Origin of the sequence: Paraburkholderia sp. BR14374 (assembly GCF_040948685.1) — a bacterium.
GTDB lineage: Bacteria > Pseudomonadota > Gammaproteobacteria > Burkholderiales > Burkholderiaceae > Paraburkholderia > Paraburkholderia youngii.
This window is the reverse complement of the sequence record NZ_JBFPKF010000025.1, coordinates 1-15262: the sequence shown is the minus strand read 5'-3', so window position 1 is coordinate 15262 and position 15262 is coordinate 1. Positions and strand designations below refer to the sequence as shown.

The window sequence follows — 15262 nt, the reverse complement described above, 5'->3', positions numbered from 1 at the left end:
GCGCACGCCTTTCGCTAAAGCCGGAGACATCGATGAAATACGAAGAAGACGTTCGTGCGCGTTCCTACAAGTTCCGTGACGAGTATGTCAATGCCACGCCATGGTGGTATCGCGGTGAAATGCACCTCGGCTTTACATTGCTCTTCACCGGCGGCGTGATCGTGTATTGCCTGATGCAGCTTCATGCACCGACGCTTGCCGAATGGCTGGCGGTCATTCCGCTCTTTCTGTTCGGCAACTGGGCGGAATGGGCGGCGCACCGCTACGTGCTGCATCGCCCGACGAAGTATTTCAGCATGATCTACAAGCGCCATTGCGCGGTCCATCACCGGTTCTTCACGCATGTGACGCTTGAATACAAGGGCCACCGTCACTGGCGCGCGCTGCTGTTTCCGCCTTTTGCGCCGGTTGCGTTCGTGCTGGCGGCCGTGCCGTTCGCGCTCGTGATTGGGTTCGCATTCTCCCGCAACGCAGGTTACATCGCGCTGCTCACGATGGCGGCGTACTTTCTGATGTACGAGGGCCTGCATACGCTTTCCCACGTCACCGACAGCCCGTTGCTCGACCGCGTTCCGCTCGTCAACACAGTGCGGCGCCTGCACGCCACACACCACGATCCCGAAGTGATGGCGACACAGAACTTCAACCTCACGTTCCCGATCTGCGACACGCTGTTCGGCACGCGCAGCGACGTTCCGAGCCGTGCGCGCGAACCGTTGGAACGCGGCCGCTAAGGCGCCTGTTTCCCCGAAACACCCGTCGTCACGCGCTTGATCTCATCAGTGATAATCGTGATGAGCGCCTGGGCGGACGGTCCGATCGGCCGCTTCGGATGCGTGACCTGAATGATGTGGCGCACGATCGGCGGCGACGCTATCGTGCGTGCGCGCAAGCGCCCTTCCTCCACTTTCGCCTGCACGACGACGCGCGGCAGGATGGTCGCGACATCGCTCTGCTCGACGAACTGCACGATGGTGCTGAGCAGATCGATCTCGAACTTCGGCTTGATGACGACGTCAGCCGCCATCAGCGCGGCATCGAGCGCGCCGCGCAGGCCGTTGCGGCGCGTGGGCAACACGAATTCGATGTCCGACTGCTGCGTGAGATCGATCTCGTCGGGCAGCTTTGGGCCGCGCTCCACGCTCGTCACCAGCACCATTTCCTCGACCAGCAACGGCTCTACGTGGAGCGTCAGCCGTCCGCGCGGCTTGTTGATGATGGCGGCATCGAGCCGGCCCGATTCGACAGCGTCGATCAGCTGCGCGCTGAAGCCATCGGCGACGGAGACTTCGACTTGCGGGAAAAGTGCATCGAATCGGGCGAGCGATTCGGGCAATACGCTCTGCGCCTCCGACGACACCATTCCCAGCGACACGCGGCCCGTCACGATGACATCGCGACGGCTCAGGTGTTCGCGTGCGTGATCGATGTCGCGCATGATCGGCGTGTAAAGGCGGTACATCAACCGTGCGGCTTCGGTCGGCGCCATGCCGTGCGGCCCCCGCTCGAAGAGCTTCTGCCGAATCTCCGTTTCGAGCTTGGCGATCTGCATGCTGAGCGCCGGTTGCGCGATGTTGAGCCGCCTGGCGGCGCGCGTGACGGTGCCTTCTTCGAAAAGCGCGATGAAGTACTGGATCTGCTTCAGTTCCATGGGACAGGCGTCTACGTGACGGGCCGATGAAGATAGTACCGCGCACTGTCTTTCATCAGGTGGGCGTCGTATGGCTAACCCACGGTATCGAATCGCTGTTCGCAGCCGAGCGTCCATATGCGTGCGACTATCACGCAACTGATCGGCACCGATCTCTCCAGGATTCTGCCCGGCACGCTACGTACAGATGCGCTTGGGATGGTGGTGTGGTGCCAACTTGGCCGGCTTTCGCTCGCGCTGTACCGAGCCTGGCACCTGCCGCCGGCTGACACGCTAGATACTTGAACGAAAGACGCGCAGTTCGGGGTTGCTGAGGATAACTCGCGAATCGGGCGAGCCCTGAAGGTTCCGGCCGCGTTGGACCGAGCGGTGTACTTGCGGGACCGGCAAGCCAATCGCCGAAAGAGAGTATCGGGCGTGCGAGAAGCCGCTTTCGGGGTAGCGCTCGAAAATCCGGTTAATCTCCGCGACAAGCGGACGGACACGCTCTGGCAACGGCGCATCAGGCCCCAACGTCAAGGCTGTCTGTCCGAACCTGACAGGTCCGGCCTTGATCATGGCACGCAGCACGGAATTCGCACTGCCGTGCCCAAACAGTTCAGTGCCATATGCACGGATCATGGCCCGCACAATTGCTTCGGCCGCCGGTGTAAGCGGCGGCATGACCTCAATCAGGCGCAGTTGCGATGAACGGACGTCCGGCGCGGTGAAGCGTCCGATATCGTCGATATCGGATTCCAAACGCTGCGCCGGCAGGTCCGCGCTAAAGAGCAGGATCCGGATGCGTTCATAGAGCGCGTCTTCGGCGGGATCGATGACAGCGGTGTCCGTCATTCTCTTTTCCTCGCGGTGAGTCGAGCCCAAACGGCTCGGGATATCGAACCGGAAGCGGATCGACAGGTGTCCAACTCGCGTCCGGCCAGAGGTTGCTGACCGGCGCGCTAGGTCCGTCGAACATACCGGTCCGAAACAACCGAGCGTTGCTGGATCCATGCGATAGCAAGCTCGAGTGCCTCGTCGCGAGCCTCCTGGGCGTTGGCAAAGTCCACATCGACGCCGAGCGTGCGTGTATCGCCGGCCCGGCCGGTGACAATGGCCGCCGCCGCGTAGCGACCCGTCTCCGTGGGGGTTACCATCGGCCGGATCTCGTAGCCGTGATACTCCATCACTTTGTCCGTTTGCATATGACACCTCCGCAAAGCGTCGCGGCGCACCGGAGACGCGAGGCGACGCGGTTTTTCAATCAGTCCTGCAGCCCGTGCCTTGCCGCGTAGACCTAAGCCCGCGACACCGGCATGCGCGAGCAACGTTTCAATGACCGCGGGCGTCGCCCGCGCGTCCGCCCGGCCTGCCCTGACAGCCCCGCACCCGCGCGTCACGGCGCGGACGGCACGCCTGTCGTTGCGATCGTGCAGCCATTCAGCCTGCGTGTCCCGGCACTACGATGTCGGGCGTGCGGCCACCTTGCACGAGGGGCGTCTCCGATCTTTCCCCACCGCCATTGCCGGCGGCTTGCCGGCTTACACCGGTGTGCCGCCCGGGTGAAGCGCGTCGAGAAACGTTCTGCCCTTCCCTGACAGGTACGCGCGGCGTGCGCCCGAGGCGCAATGTTCCAGCATGACCAACTGGCGCTCGAGCAGCGCGTCGAGCTCGGCGCGATTCATGTCGAGCTGGTCCGGCGCCTGGCGAACCAGTATCAGGGTCGCAAATTCGTGTGGACTGAGCATTTCCGTCTCCCGTAAAACATGGCCCCTTTAACAGGCGCACGATGCATGAAAACGACACGTGCTTACTTCAGGCCGTACAAGGGCCGCGCTGCCATGCAGCGTGGCGCTGTTGCGCGAGGAAGCGCGCCGGCGAACCGGCGTCGTCTGGACAGCCCGCGTTGGGTGGCGGGTCTCGTGTAATGCGTCGTTTTATGTTCGGCCTCCGGCTCGGGGGCTTGCGTTCGCCGCTGATCGACAGCCCCCTTTTCAACCGGGACCTCGATCGCTGCCAGGCGAAGCCCCGGCGCGGACGCGACGATCTCGGCGCAGTCGTCGATGCTGCGACGGTTGACGGAAAGAAAGGATGCGCATCGCGCGCAGGCTCGCGGGAAAGCCGCAAAGACGCCGGCCATCTGCCGGTGCAGGCGGTCGAATTCGCCTGGCCGGTCGATGCCGAAGAAAAGATCGCTCATGGCTGGCTCCCTGAAACCGGGCCTCTCACGAAGAACGAACCGGACCACGCGCTCCAGTTCGCCCGTCCGTGGAAAAACACCGCCGACAAACAAATCGAAACACGCAGCGCTTATCGCGACTGCCTGAGCGATGATCAAAATAGCGCAAGGAACGGAAATTTCAAGTGGCCCTGCAACATGTCACTCAGGAGGCTGCATGGTTCTTTTCGATATGCTTCAGGAACAGATGGACAGCGTGCGCCTGCCACTCTTTGCCGTCACGGTCACGGCGGCTGCGCAGGTGAATACGCCGCTCATCGCGATACTCCACTGGCACGGTTTCCGGCGAGCGACACCGCTTGTCCTGCCCGGCGTTGATATCACTCCACAGCCCGTGCCGGCCTCGGTGATCCAGCTTGATGCGCCGTGGCACAGTTTCGAGACCGTGGACACCGTGCTGCTGGATGCGGCATGGCAATCCGGTGCGTGGGATGTCGAGCGCGTCGAGCGGCGCGGCTGCAATGTGATCGGCGCCGGCGCCGCCGAGGCGCTCGCCTGCCGTCAGGCGTTCGGCACCTATGGAGAGGACGTGGCGCGCGGTCCGCAGCTTCTCGGTGAGGAAACCGGTCGCGAGGACTTTGGCATGTATGAAGGGATGCTCGCTGAAAAACTGGGCACGGCGCCGCCGATCCAGTGACTCGGCACCGTTAAGGGCGGCGCCGTCCGGCAGGACACGGACGGGGTCTCATCAGGTCACACCACTGCGCTGGTCGCCCTCGTTAGATGCGAAAGTTCTGATGATTTTCCGCCGAAGGCGCTCGCAGAGAGGGTTGGTAGCGCCGACGTGGGTGCTGACATGAGGCGTCGCGGCGTCCCGCATCTGAGTGCGCACGTATCTTGAAATTTTTAGTCAGTGAAGCTAAGTTATATCCAGCTCAGGCAGTGTGCCCCATGATCCACGGGTCGCACACTGCGTGTTTCGATTTGTTTGCCTCGCAGCATGGCAGGCGAACTGGAGCGCGCAAGCCCGTTCTCTTCCTTGCTGCCTCTGAGGAGAAGACGATGAGCAACCTCCATCCACGCTCGGACTCCCCTCTGATCGAGCGCCTCCACCGCACGACGGCCTCCCTTGCCGACGTTCTGCGACCGCTCCCTGAGCGCGCCCGTCGCATGCTCCATGCACAGGTCAATGCGATGCGACCCACGATCCGACAGTTGAGATCACGCATGCGCAGACGCTAGCCGGGCGATTGTGCTGTCGATTTTCTTCGCCGTCATTCTCGCTGTAATCATGGCGCCCTTCGGCCTGGATTCGAGCGTCGGACTGGCGTCGGTGGTGGGTGTGGTATTCGGCGTGCTCCTGTACGTGATCAATTTCCACGGCATGACATACCTGTTCCCGTGGTTTGCCGACGCGCGAGGCTGGTGAGTTTTCTCAATCACATCCTCTTCGGGCTGGTGGCGACTGACACGTATCTGACTCTGGAAGGCCGGGAGTCGGACGTCAATGGAAGGACGGGCGCCGGTTGAACAGGACCAACATTCAGGTGGGCGCCCGGTGATGATCCGGACGCATCGAGTGAGGCGGGGGTTCTCGAGTGCGTGTCTAACATTAGCAGGATCACTAATGAGATTTAGGCAAGGCTGCCACGGATGACGAGGCATCAAGGGTGCCGGGATGCGCTGAAAATCCCTGCTCGCCGGGGATGCCGGCTCTGCGTGCTGCGTAGGATCGCGGACGGCCGGGCGATACCATTAGGCGGTGGGCCATGGACAGGTTTGAGATGAAAACGGCGATCAGTTACCGTAATGTCGCGAAACTTTCCCGCCCCGGGCTGCAAGACCTGATCAGCCGGCTCACGGATCGGCGTCTGACGCCCCATCTGTCGCACTTCCCGGCCGGGCTGGTACGGCTGCAGGCGATGCTGGAAAGGAGCCTGCATCGCAGTCTCTACCACGTCCGGCTCAGGCTGGTGCTACCGGGCGCAACGCTTGCGTGCGGCCACGATGCGCCGAAGCCAGAGACGGCGATCGAGCATGCCATCACTGAACTGGAGCGGCAACTGGAACGCCACGTCGCACACCTGCGTCACGAGGACGCCTGGCGTCGCAAGGAGCGGCGCGCCGGGTTGCGGCAACTCAGGACGGCGGTGGCCGAACAGACGGACGCCGCGTCCACGCTGTTCGGCGAGACCGTTCGTCCGCTGCTCGCGTCGCTCCAGCGCTTCGTGCAGCGGGAACTCGCCTATCTTCAGACGCGGGGTGATCTCGCTTCGGACGACCCATCGGTCGACGATATTGTCGACGAGGCGCTCGCGCGCGCCTGCGAGCGGTTTGCTGAGCGCCCGCGTCGGCTCGAACCCCTGCAGTGGCTCTATCAGATCGCACTGGAACTGCTTGAAGCAGAAGTCGCACATCGCCAGATGGAGGAAGGCCGATGCATCTCGCTTGAGGGCCGGCTGCCCGTCCAACTGCACGAACCGCGTGAAGACGATGACGAGCTGCTGTTCGAGTACTGGCAGCCCGATGAAGTGCTGCGCCTTGAGGACGTGGTGCCAGCGGCGGACGGCACGCCGGAGGACGCCGTCATCTCGAGGGAGCTGCGCGAGCTGGTCGCCGCGCTTCTCGCCGAGCTGCCAGAGCCATGGCGTCGCGCCGTGACGCTCTGCCGTCTTGAAGCGCAGCCGGAAGCCGCCGCGGCACAGGTTCTGGGGATCACGGAGGAGGAACTCCGGCACCGGCTTGCCCATGCCGACGCTTTTCTCACGGCGAGGCTCGGTGATCTGCGGCTGACACCGCAGCCGTCGGTCGAGCCTGCCGGTTACATCGCGCGGGGCACGCTGCCGCCTGCATCCGGGCTTTCCAGGGATTTTGACGAGGCGACGCGGCGCGATACCCCACAGGGGGCACGGCCCGTTCATGATTGAGTGCGGACGCTGCAACGTCCGAACCAATGACGGAGGGCAACGATGAAAACAGCCACGAGACCAACGCGAGACCGTATCAATGACGTGGACAGAATGCTCGACGAGGCGCTGGAGGAAACCTTCCCCGCGAGCGATCCTGTCGCGTAAGGGAGAAGTCATCGCGATAGGCCCCGGCAGGCGGCTTGAGGACGGTCGCCTTTGCGCCCGACGTCAACGTCGGCGACCGCGTACTGTTCGGCCCGGCCCCATAGGCCCGCGCCCGGTGCAACTGTGCTTCGTTTGACAGGTCAGGAGGTAGCGCGAAATGTCCGCCAAAGATGTCAGGTTTCACGAACTCGCCCGCCAGCATATTCTCACGGGCGTCAACATCCTTGCCGATGCGGTCAAGGTCACGCTCGGCCCCAGGGGGCGAAATGTCGTCCTCGAGCGCGCGTACGGCGAACCGGCCGTCACCAAGGACGGCGTGTCGGTCGCGAAGGAGATCGAGCTGAGCGACAGGTTCGAGAACATGGGGGCGCAGATGGTCAGGCAGGTCGCCGCCAAAACCTCGGATGTCGCCGGTGATGGTACAACCACCGCCACCGTGCTCGCCCAGGCCATCGTACGGGAAGGCATGAAGTACGTTGCCTCGGGCCTGAACCCGATCGACCTCAAGCGTGGCATCGACCAGGCCACCGCGGCGATTGTCGAGGAGCTCAGGAAGCTTTCCCGGGCTGTCACGACCGGCCGCGAGATCACCCAGGTGGGCACCATCTCGGCCAATGCAGATGAGGAGATTGGCAGGCTCATCGCCCAAGCGATGGACAAGGTCGGCAAGGACGGCGCCATCACCATCGAAGAAGGCAAATCGCTGCAAAGCGAACTCGAGGTCGTAGAGGGCATGCAGTTCGACCGCGGGTGGCTGTCCGCCTATTTCATCACCGATCCCGAAAAGCAGTCCGCTGTGCTTGAAGAACCGTACATCCTCGTGCACGACAAGAAGATCTCGTCGATCCGCGACCTGCTGCCCCTGCTGGAAGCGGTGGCCAAGGCAGGCAAGCCGCTTCTCATCATTGCCGAGGACGTCGAGGGCGAAGCCCTGACCACGCTGGTGGTGAATTCCGTGCGCGGCATCCTGAAAACCGTGGCCGTGAAGGCGCCTGGTTTCGGCGACCGGCGCAAGGCGATGCTGGAGGACATCGCGACGCTGACGGGCGGGCTCGTCATCTCGGAAGAAACGGGCGGCAAGCTCGAAAACGTCAAGCTGGAGGACCTCGGACGGGCGAAGCGGGTGGAGATCGAAAAGGACGCGACAACGATCATCGATGGCGCCGGTGACCGGAAGACGATCGATGGGCGCGTCCAGGCGCTCCGTCGCCAGATCGACGAGACGACGAGCGACTATGACAGGGAGAAGCTGCAGGAGCGCATCGCGAAGCTGTCCGGTGGCGTTGCCGTCATCAAGGTAGGCGCCGCTACCGAGATGGAGATGAAGGAGCGCAAGGCACGAGTCGAGGATGCGCTGCACGCAACGCGCGCGGCGGTCGAAGAAGGCATCGTGCCGGGCGGCGGCATCGCATTGCTGCGTGCCCGGGCCAGCCTCGGCGACGTACGGGGCGCCAATGCCGACCAGGACGCGGGCATCCGCATCGTGCTGCGCGCACTTGAAGAGCCGCTGCGCCAGATCGCCACCAACGCGGGCGAGGAGTCCTCGGTTGTGCTGAACAGCGTGGTCGGGGAGACGGGCAATTTCGGCTGGAACGCGGCTTCAGACACCTACGGCGATCTGTTGGAGATGGGGGTGGTCGACCCGACCAAGGTGGTGCGCACGGCGCTGCAAAATGCCGCGTCGGTGGCCGGTCTTATCCTCACCACCGATGCCGTGGTTGCTGAACTGCCGAAAGACGAGGCAAAGGCGGTTGTGCCTCCGGTAGGCGATTATTGATACGGCGGTCCGCACGGCGGCAGAGGGCGTCCGCCTGCGCGGGCGATGCAGTGCAAAGACTGAGCATCGGCGAGGACATCATGGGCAAGATCATCGGTATCGACCTTGGCACCACCAACTCATGCGTGGCGCTGATGGAAGGCAAGCAGGTCAAAGTGATTGAAAACTCGGAAGGCGCCCGTACGACGCCGTCGGTGGTCGCGTATCTCGATGACAACCAGATACTCGTCGGGGCGCCCGCCAGACGCCAGGCCATCACCAATCCCGGGAATACGCTGTTCGCAGTGAAGCGTCTGATCGGTCGCCGCTTCGAGGAAAAGGAAGTCCAGAAGGACATCGGCCTGATGCCCTACAGGATCATCAGGGCCGATAACGGCGACGCGTGGGTCGAAGCGCACGACGAAAAACTCGCTCCACCGCAGGTGTCCGCAGAGGTGTTGCGCAAAATGAAGAAGACGGCCGAAGACTACCTCGGCGAGCCAGTCACGGAAGCCGTGATTACCGTGCCAGCGTACTTCAACGACAGCCAGCGCCAGGCGACCAAGGACGCGGGCCGTATCGCGGGGCTCGAAGTCAGGAGAATCATTAACGAGCCGACCGCAGCTGCCCTCGCGTTCGGTCTGGACAGGCAGGAAAACCGTGACCGCAAGATCGCCGTATTCGACCTCGGTGGTGGCACCTTTGACATATCCCTGATCGAGATTGCCGACGTGCGCGGTGAAAAACAGTTCGAGGTGCTGTCGACGAACGGGGACACGTTCCTCGGCGGTGAAGATTTCGACCAGCGCATCATCGACCATCTCGTCGGCGAGTTCAGGAAGGAGCAAGGCATTGATCTGTCGAAGGACGTGCTCGCACTGCAACGCCTGAAAGAAGCGGCCGAAAAGGCGAAGATCGAACTGTCTTCGAGCCAACAGACCGAGATCAACCTGCCCTACATCACGGCAGATGCCTCCGGGCCGAAGCATCTGAGCGTGAAGCTCACGCGCGCCAGACTCGAGGCACTCGTCGAGGATCTGATCGAGCGCACGATGGAGCCGTGCCGAATTGCGATCAAGGACGCCGGGTTGTCCACGGACAAGATCGACGACGTCATCCTCGTTGGCGGCATGACGCGGATGCCAAGGGTGCAGGAGGCGGTCAAGGCGTTTTTCGGGCGCGAACCCCGCAAGGATGTCAATCCGGACGAGGCGGTCGCCGTGGGCGCGGCGATCCAGGGGGCCGTGCTGTCTGGTGAACGAAAAGACGTGCTGCTGCTTGACGTGACACCGCTCTCGCTTGGCATCGAGACGCTCGGCGGGGTCATGACCAGGATGATCGAAAGGAACACCACCATACCGACCCGGTTCTCGGAGGTTTTTTCGACCGCGGACGACAACCAGTCGGCAGTCGGCATCAAGGTCTATCAAGGCGAACGCGAGATGGCGAGCGGGAACAAGCTGCTCGGTGAGTTCAAACTGGAGGGCATCCCTCCTGCGCCGCGTGGCATGCCGCAGATCGAGGTGATGTTCGACATCGATGCGAATGGAATCTTGCACGTGTCGGCCAGAGACAAGGCGACGGGCAAGGAAAACCGGATCACCATCAAGGCCAGTTCGGGCCTGTCCGAAGGCGAAGTTGAAAAGATGGTGAGAGACGCCGAAGCGCACGCCACGGAGGACCATCGGCTGCGTGAACTGGCCGAGGCGCGCAATCAGGGCGACGCCCTGATACACCGCACGCGCAAGGCCCTCGGCGAATACCACGAGAAGCTGAGTCCGGACGAGAAGGCGAAGATTGAAGCCGCGATCAGGGAACTGGAGGCCGCGCTCAAGGGTTCCGACCGGGACGAAATCGACGTCAGGACCCGCGCACTCGCTACCGCCTCGCAGCAACTCGGAGAAAAAGTCTACGCAGACGTGCAGTCACAGGGGAGCAGCCCCGGGCCTGCGACCAGCCCGCAAGAGGCAGGCCGCCCGGGGCAAGACGTGGACGATGACGTGATCGATGCGGAGTTCAGGGAAGTGAACACCAAACGGTGACGCGCAGGCGGGCAGCACTGGACGGTAAGAGGCCTTCGCCATGAAGAGACGATTGTGTGGATTACTCGCGGCAGCGGCGATTGCCGGGTTGTGGCCAGAGACCACGATGCCAGCCAGCCCGCCGCTGCCGACGTTGCCTCTGCAGCGCGATATCTGGATCACCGGGACAATCGGACGTGGCAGCGGGACGTATGCGCCGGGCGACTATACGACGATCACGCTGGATCGCCCCTCGACCTCCCCCTGCACTGACAAGGTGGTGACCGACATCCTCCTTGGCGAAGGCGGTGCGATGCCCCCCACACTCCTGCTGCCGTATCTTAACCAGCGAGTCGCCGTCAGGGGCCGCGTGATCTGTCCAGAATCCGGCATTCAGTTTGAGCCGCAGCCGGACTTCGTGTTTCCGATCTGGTGAGGCCCGTGTCCAGTCGCGTGCCACGCGCGCATCGGGCGTCGTGTGTTGCGACCGTGGCGAGTTGAAGTTGCCACAGCGGCACCTGACCGTGGCATTGCTTACGCTCACGGCAACAAGACAGCGCCGCAGTGCCCTGAACTACCTGTATTTTTCCCGACGGCGGAAAGGCGAGCCGGTCATTCACCACTGAAAGCACTGCGGATATCTGTTCGAATGCACGCCGCATAGCCGGAGAAATGACTTTCCATATTCGTTTTTCTTGGTTCCGCTGTTCCTTAACGTCTAATAGATTGTGCGTTCGAAAATTCCAATAACTTAGACACGCTCGACATGTCCAATAGACGTTTGATAGCTTTGGCCGCGCTCCCATTCATTCTGGAGGCCTGCGGTGGAGGTAGTATTTCGGATAGCCCGAACCCTTTGGCGACCTCGGATCAGTTGGCAGCCGAGAAACTTGCAATCGCTGTTGTTGAGGAGCCTGCCGTTGTTGCGGCAAAAGCTACGCTTAAAGCCAACTGGCTCGCGGCGGCTCAAGCGACCGGCGGTGTATCGGATGAGGCGTTGACAAACCTCGATGAAGCCGTAGATGAAAGTGTGTTCGCCTTCGCGCTATCGCTTGCTTCCGGCGATGCCAACGACCCGAAGGTGGTTTCCTTTCTCGCAGCCCCGCACAATTGGTACGGAATGAACGTGCCGGGATCGCGGACAACCTTTGATAACCCGGACACCATATACCGCAAGATCCCGGTTGATCCTGCGTCGAGCTACGTGTTAGCGGGAACAGTCCACGCGCAAAAGCCTGTCGATTTCAATTTCAGCCTCTACAGCAGCACCAGCGCAACGCTTTCCAACCTCGCCGGCGACCAGCTCGCCACACAGGCGGATGGCAGTTTCGTCATCAACGCCAGCTCGTTATCAAGCGGGGGCAGCAATCAAATCCAGCTCGTCTCGGGAGCCGCATCCATCTTCGTGCGCGATACGATCAACGAATGGGGAGTACAACAATTCAACAGCCTGGCGATAAAGCGGACCCCGCCAGTCTCGACGCAACCACAGACCGCTGACGCTCTCGCTACAACTCTGGCAGCGACACTGCAAACTCCAGCTGCGGCTGCGCCCTTCATTGCCTACAATGCCCTTGGGTACGCTCAGCCTGTCAACACGCTTCCTGCGCCATCGCTTGGCGGCACCGGGGGGCGCCTCGCAAACCAGGCCGCCTCATATGCTGCATTCCAGCTTGCCGATGACGAAGCACTGGTCCTTAACGTCAACCTCGGTGGGGCAAAATACTTCATCGCACCGGCCTATGGCCGATGGACGATCACGACCGACTACATCAATCACACCCAGACGCTGAACAACGCGCAAGCGGTGCCCAACCCGGATGGCACGTACACGTTCGTGATATCGCCGAAAGACCCAGGCGTCTACAACTGGGTTGACACGGCAGGACTGCACCAAGGCTTCCTTAACCCACGCTGGCAAGGGTTACCCGCGACGCCTGCTTCGGTGGGTCCGTCGGCGACGGTCAAGGTTGTCAAGCTTGGCGATCTTCAGACCGTTCTCCCGACGACAACGAAGTACGTCACTGCGACGGAACGACAAGCACAGTTGGCTGCGCGTGCTGCGAGTTACGCATCGCGATACGCACCCTGAACTCTTCGCGTTGGCGTGAATGAGCGCCTGACGGCGACGCAGGATCTCGCCGCCGGCTGTACATTGAGCGCGGTCGTCCAGGACGGGCGCGAGCGGCCGGAAAGGACCGCGAAAGCGGACGCCTTTGCAGTAACGTCGAACGGTCGAACGCGGTCCCATGCGTGGAATGACGCAGGCCATCACGCTCTTTGTCTCATGTCATCCCTGTGCCGGGACATCGCCATCGCCTGCCTGGCGGCTCTTCAGGTGATCGAGCGCCCCCTGCCTGACTGTGAAGTTCTGCTTCATAGCCCATCAACATTGTGAGGAATAGTCGCACACGCAGATTGATGCTAAACCTAACGTGTCAGTCAGGAGTGACGAGCTTGCAATGCCTCACGCATTTGATGGCGATGCGCGAACACGATCGCGCGACCGGCCTGATTGGCCATGAAGTCCTGAATTCACCAGGAGAACCGCTGATGACCGCCGCCTCTGTTTCCGCCGGTATCGTCCTGCCACGCCCCGCCTGGCGCAGCCTGCTTTGGCTCACCCCGCTTACGGTCCTATGGATTGTGTTGATCTACTGGCAACCGATTATCCCGGACAGTGGCGCTCAAACCACGGCACACCAGTTGATTGCCCAGGCGTTCATCGCGGTCGGCTTGTGGCTCGGCCTCGAACGCACCGACCTGACGCCGGGTCAACGCCGCACGACCTGGCTTGCGATCATCATCCCGCACACACTATGGTTCGCGATCGTCTGGAGCGTCGCGATCCACGGCGTCTTTCACCTGAGCTACTCCCCGCCACCGGTGCCGTTGCTGCCGTTGGCGATCATCCTGCCGGTGGTCATCGGCGCGCCGCTGTTGCTGTTTTCGAAGCGGGTGGGCCAGGTGCTCGACGTGATGCCGGCGGCTTGGCTGGTCGCTCTTCAGCTTTACCGGGTGTTCGGCAGTTGGGCTCTTGCTGCCTGGCTGCATGGTGCGCTGCCAGGTCTCGTGGCATTGCCAGCGGGAACTGGCGATGTACTGACGGGCTTGTTCGCCGTGCCGGCGGCAATCGCGGTGGCGAGCGGTACAGCTCAAGGGCGGAAGGCGGCGCTCGTCTGGAACATCTTCGGCCTCGCCGATTTCGCCGTCGCGGTTACCTTGGGGATAGTAACCTCGCCCGGCCGCTTCCAGTTGATCGTTCCGAATGTGACAAGCATTAACGCCGGCGCTTATCCGTATGTGCTGACCCCTGCTTTCGTGGTGCCGAGTTCGATCCTTCTGCACGCGCTGTCGCTGCGCCAGTTGACCCGACGACGCGCAGGACGACCAGCAAGCGGCGAGGATCGAAGGGCGATTCTGCGACCTCTTGATGCTTAGTCTCAACGGCCGGTATCCAATCGAAAGCCGTCGCCTTCGATCGATGCACTGAGCGGCCGAGGAGGGTCGGTTTCGGGCGACCGCGTCGGGCAGTGACCGGCCAATGCGCGTCGTTCGACGCTCCGCCTGTCTGGTTCCGCCCGCATCCCTAAGCGGTCACTCACGGATCGGCGCACGGCGAATTCGCCGGCTCGCCGTCCCGACCCTGCTACAAGCATTCCTGCGCTTGCTCAGGTAACGGGCACGAACTCTCCTTCGGCGAAGAACCACGCCGACATCGTCCGCGCCAGTTCGAGCACGACCTCCGCGTCGGTCCGACCGGACGACGCGCGCACGTGGAACGAATGATCTGCGTCGTCCACCACATGCAGCGTGGCGCGTGGCCGCAGCGTCTCGACGACCGACCTCAGCAGGTGAAGCTCGGCCAGCTTGTCGCGCGTGCCCTGCAGGAAGAGCATCGGCACCGTGACGTCCGCCAGGTGCCGTGCCCGCTCCACGCCGGGCGCGCCCGCGGGGTGCAGCGGGAACGCGACGAAAGCGAGGCCACGCACACCGTCGAGTGGGGAGACGGCTTGGGCCTGGGACGTCATGCGGCCGCCGTACGACCTGCCGCCGGCGAAGAGCGGCAGGGCTGGCAGCCGCCGGCGGGCCTCGGCGACGGCTGCCCGCACGGCAGCATGTGCCACGGCCGGCGAGTCCACCCGCTTGGAGCCCCGCTCCATGTACGGAAACTGGTAGCGCAATGTGGCGACATTGGCCGCCGCAAGTGCGTCGGCCAATGACGACATGCCGGCGTGCTGCATGCCCGCCCCGGCACCGTGCGCGAAGACATAAAGGGCCCGCGCGTCCTCCGCCACCCGGAGGAGCGCAGAGACCTTGGTGCCGTCGGGCAGTGCTATGGAAAGCGATTCTGGGTCGTCCATCGTATTCAGGTCGTGTCGTTGTGGCCTTAGTGCCGATTCTGCATCAATGAGGCATCGCGGAGCGTTTGTGGCGCCCTCCGGCAAGGCATTGCGAAGGCGGAGTTTGCCGGCTGTCACGGATCGGCGTAATCGAGCCGGGGATGATCGGCGTAATGAGGCCACCTGGAATGGCCCCGAAACGCGATTTCGAAGGGACTCAAGAATGCGTTTTTTTGCCTGATTTTGCAACCGCGTTTTC

At 62.7% G+C, this 15262-nt stretch carries 15 protein-coding genes and 1 pseudogene; 10 read left to right on the top strand and 6 right to left on the bottom strand.

Annotation, left to right across the window (positions count from 1 at the left end; genetic code table 11):
* Window positions 1-32: 32 nt before the first annotated feature.
* The gene (locus tag AB3X86_RS33515; RefSeq protein ID WP_368599278.1) at window positions 33-734 is read left to right on the top strand and encodes a sterol desaturase family protein; all 702 of its coding nucleotides are present in this window, start codon (window positions 33-35) and stop codon (window positions 732-734) included.
* Here the strand turns inward: AB3X86_RS33515 and AB3X86_RS33510 are convergent.
* Complete coding sequence (locus AB3X86_RS33510) at window positions 731-1651, bottom strand: LysR family transcriptional regulator (protein WP_368599277.1); 921 nt, start codon at window positions 1649-1651, stop codon at window positions 731-733. The two genes, AB3X86_RS33515 and AB3X86_RS33510, sit on opposite strands and share 4 nt — an antisense overlap.
* Before the next feature lie 117 nt (window positions 1652-1768).
* On the opposite strand from AB3X86_RS33510, the gene AB3X86_RS33505 reads away from it, so the two are divergent.
* Window positions 1769-1936: a hypothetical protein gene (locus tag AB3X86_RS33505; protein ID WP_368599276.1), complete on the top strand. Its 168-nt coding sequence runs from the start codon at window positions 1769-1771 to the stop codon at window positions 1934-1936.
* On the opposite strand, the gene AB3X86_RS33500 is transcribed toward AB3X86_RS33505, so the two are convergent.
* The 4 genes from AB3X86_RS33500 to AB3X86_RS33485 all read right to left on the bottom strand — a co-directional run bounded on the left by AB3X86_RS33500 (window position 1925) and on the right by AB3X86_RS33485 (window position 3830).
* Complete coding sequence (locus AB3X86_RS33500) at window positions 1925-2485, bottom strand: hypothetical protein (RefSeq protein WP_368599275.1); 561 nt, start codon at window positions 2483-2485, stop codon at window positions 1925-1927. The genes AB3X86_RS33505 and AB3X86_RS33500 overlap by 12 nt on opposite strands.
* A 107-nt stretch (window positions 2486-2592) precedes the next feature.
* On the bottom strand, window positions 2593-2835 hold the full coding sequence (locus AB3X86_RS33495) for a hypothetical protein (RefSeq protein ID WP_176122110.1): 243 nt from the start codon (window positions 2833-2835) through the stop codon (window positions 2593-2595).
* Window positions 2836-3171: 336 nt separating this feature from the next.
* Complete coding sequence (locus tag AB3X86_RS33490; RefSeq protein ID WP_368599274.1) at window positions 3172-3378, bottom strand: hypothetical protein; 207 nt, start codon at window positions 3376-3378, stop codon at window positions 3172-3174.
* Between the two features lie 62 nt (window positions 3379-3440).
* Complete coding sequence (locus tag AB3X86_RS33485; RefSeq protein WP_368599273.1) at window positions 3441-3830, bottom strand: Hsp20/alpha crystallin family protein; 390 nt, start codon at window positions 3828-3830, stop codon at window positions 3441-3443.
* Window positions 3831-4026: 196 nt separating this feature from the next.
* On the opposite strand from AB3X86_RS33485, the pseudogene AB3X86_RS33480 reads away from it, so the two are divergent.
* The 8 genes and pseudogenes from AB3X86_RS33480 to AB3X86_RS33445 form a co-directional block, all read left to right on the top strand.
* Window positions 4027-4395, top strand: a pseudogene (locus AB3X86_RS33480) (diguanylate cyclase); the annotation flags it as partial.
* Between the two features lie 705 nt (window positions 4396-5100).
* On the top strand, window positions 5101-5238 hold the full coding sequence (locus AB3X86_RS33475; RefSeq protein ID WP_368599272.1) for a hypothetical protein: 138 nt from the start codon (window positions 5101-5103) through the stop codon (window positions 5236-5238).
* A 355-nt stretch (window positions 5239-5593) separates the two neighbouring features.
* A complete protein-coding gene (locus AB3X86_RS33470; RefSeq protein ID WP_368599271.1) occupies window positions 5594-6736 on the top strand; it encodes a sigma factor-like helix-turn-helix DNA-binding protein in 1143 nt (380 codons plus the stop codon).
* A 304-nt stretch (window positions 6737-7040) separates the two neighbouring features.
* Window positions 7041-8660 (top strand): chaperonin GroEL, encoded by a 1620-nt coding sequence (gene groL, locus AB3X86_RS33465; RefSeq protein WP_368599270.1) that lies wholly within the window; start codon window positions 7041-7043, stop codon window positions 8658-8660.
* A gap of 80 nt (window positions 8661-8740) precedes the next feature.
* Window positions 8741-10681, top strand: a complete 1941-nt coding sequence (gene dnaK, locus AB3X86_RS33460) for a molecular chaperone DnaK (RefSeq protein ID WP_368599269.1) — start codon at window positions 8741-8743, stop codon at window positions 10679-10681.
* A 40-nt stretch (window positions 10682-10721) separates the two neighbouring features.
* Window positions 10722-11096 (top strand): hypothetical protein, encoded by a 375-nt coding sequence (locus tag AB3X86_RS33455; RefSeq protein ID WP_176122102.1) that lies wholly within the window; start codon window positions 10722-10724, stop codon window positions 11094-11096.
* A gap of 330 nt (window positions 11097-11426) precedes the next feature.
* On the top strand, window positions 11427-12752 hold the full coding sequence (locus AB3X86_RS33450) for a hypothetical protein (protein ID WP_368599268.1): 1326 nt from the start codon (window positions 11427-11429) through the stop codon (window positions 12750-12752).
* Between the two features lie 365 nt (window positions 12753-13117).
* Window positions 13118-14101 carry an MFS transporter gene (locus tag AB3X86_RS33445; RefSeq protein ID WP_368599267.1) on the top strand — a complete coding sequence of 328 codons (984 nt, stop codon included), beginning with the start codon at window positions 13118-13120 and terminating at the stop codon, window positions 14099-14101.
* Between the two features lie 230 nt (window positions 14102-14331).
* On the opposite strand, the gene AB3X86_RS33440 is transcribed toward AB3X86_RS33445, so the two are convergent.
* Window positions 14332-15024, bottom strand: coding sequence for an alpha/beta family hydrolase (locus AB3X86_RS33440; RefSeq protein WP_368599266.1), 693 nt, complete (start codon window positions 15022-15024; stop codon window positions 14332-14334).
* Between the last annotated feature and the right edge of the window lie 238 nt (window positions 15025-15262).

What these genes read in the sequence shown, in the direction of transcription:
- AB3X86_RS33515 (WP_368599278.1), top strand. Translation starts at nt 33, where the DNA reads ATGAAATACGAAGAAGACGTTCGTGCGCGTTCCTACAAGTTCCGTGAC.
- AB3X86_RS33510 (WP_368599277.1), bottom strand. Translation starts at nt 1,651, where the DNA reads ATGGAACTGAAGCAGATCCAGTACTTCATCGCGCTTTTCGAAGAAGGC.
- AB3X86_RS33505 (WP_368599276.1), top strand. Translation starts at nt 1,769, where the DNA reads ATGCGTGCGACTATCACGCAACTGATCGGCACCGATCTCTCCAGGATT.
- AB3X86_RS33500 (WP_368599275.1), bottom strand. Translation starts at nt 2,485, where the DNA reads ATGACGGACACCGCTGTCATCGATCCCGCCGAAGACGCGCTCTATGAA.
- AB3X86_RS33495 (WP_176122110.1), bottom strand. Translation starts at nt 2,835, where the DNA reads ATGCAAACGGACAAAGTGATGGAGTATCACGGCTACGAGATCCGGCCG.
- AB3X86_RS33490 (WP_368599274.1), bottom strand. Translation starts at nt 3,378, where the DNA reads ATGCTCAGTCCACACGAATTTGCGACCCTGATACTGGTTCGCCAGGCG.
- AB3X86_RS33485 (WP_368599273.1), bottom strand. Translation starts at nt 3,830, where the DNA reads ATGAGCGATCTTTTCTTCGGCATCGACCGGCCAGGCGAATTCGACCGC.
- AB3X86_RS33475 (WP_368599272.1), top strand. Translation starts at nt 5,101, where the DNA reads ATGGCGCCCTTCGGCCTGGATTCGAGCGTCGGACTGGCGTCGGTGGTG.
- AB3X86_RS33470 (WP_368599271.1), top strand. Translation starts at nt 5,594, where the DNA reads ATGAAAACGGCGATCAGTTACCGTAATGTCGCGAAACTTTCCCGCCCC.
- groL (WP_368599270.1), top strand. Translation starts at nt 7,041, where the DNA reads ATGTCCGCCAAAGATGTCAGGTTTCACGAACTCGCCCGCCAGCATATT.
- dnaK (WP_368599269.1), top strand. Translation starts at nt 8,741, where the DNA reads ATGGGCAAGATCATCGGTATCGACCTTGGCACCACCAACTCATGCGTG.
- AB3X86_RS33455 (WP_176122102.1), top strand. Translation starts at nt 10,722, where the DNA reads ATGAAGAGACGATTGTGTGGATTACTCGCGGCAGCGGCGATTGCCGGG.
- AB3X86_RS33450 (WP_368599268.1), top strand. Translation starts at nt 11,427, where the DNA reads ATGTCCAATAGACGTTTGATAGCTTTGGCCGCGCTCCCATTCATTCTG.
- AB3X86_RS33440 (WP_368599266.1), bottom strand. Translation starts at nt 15,024, where the DNA reads ATGGACGACCCAGAATCGCTTTCCATAGCACTGCCCGACGGCACCAAG.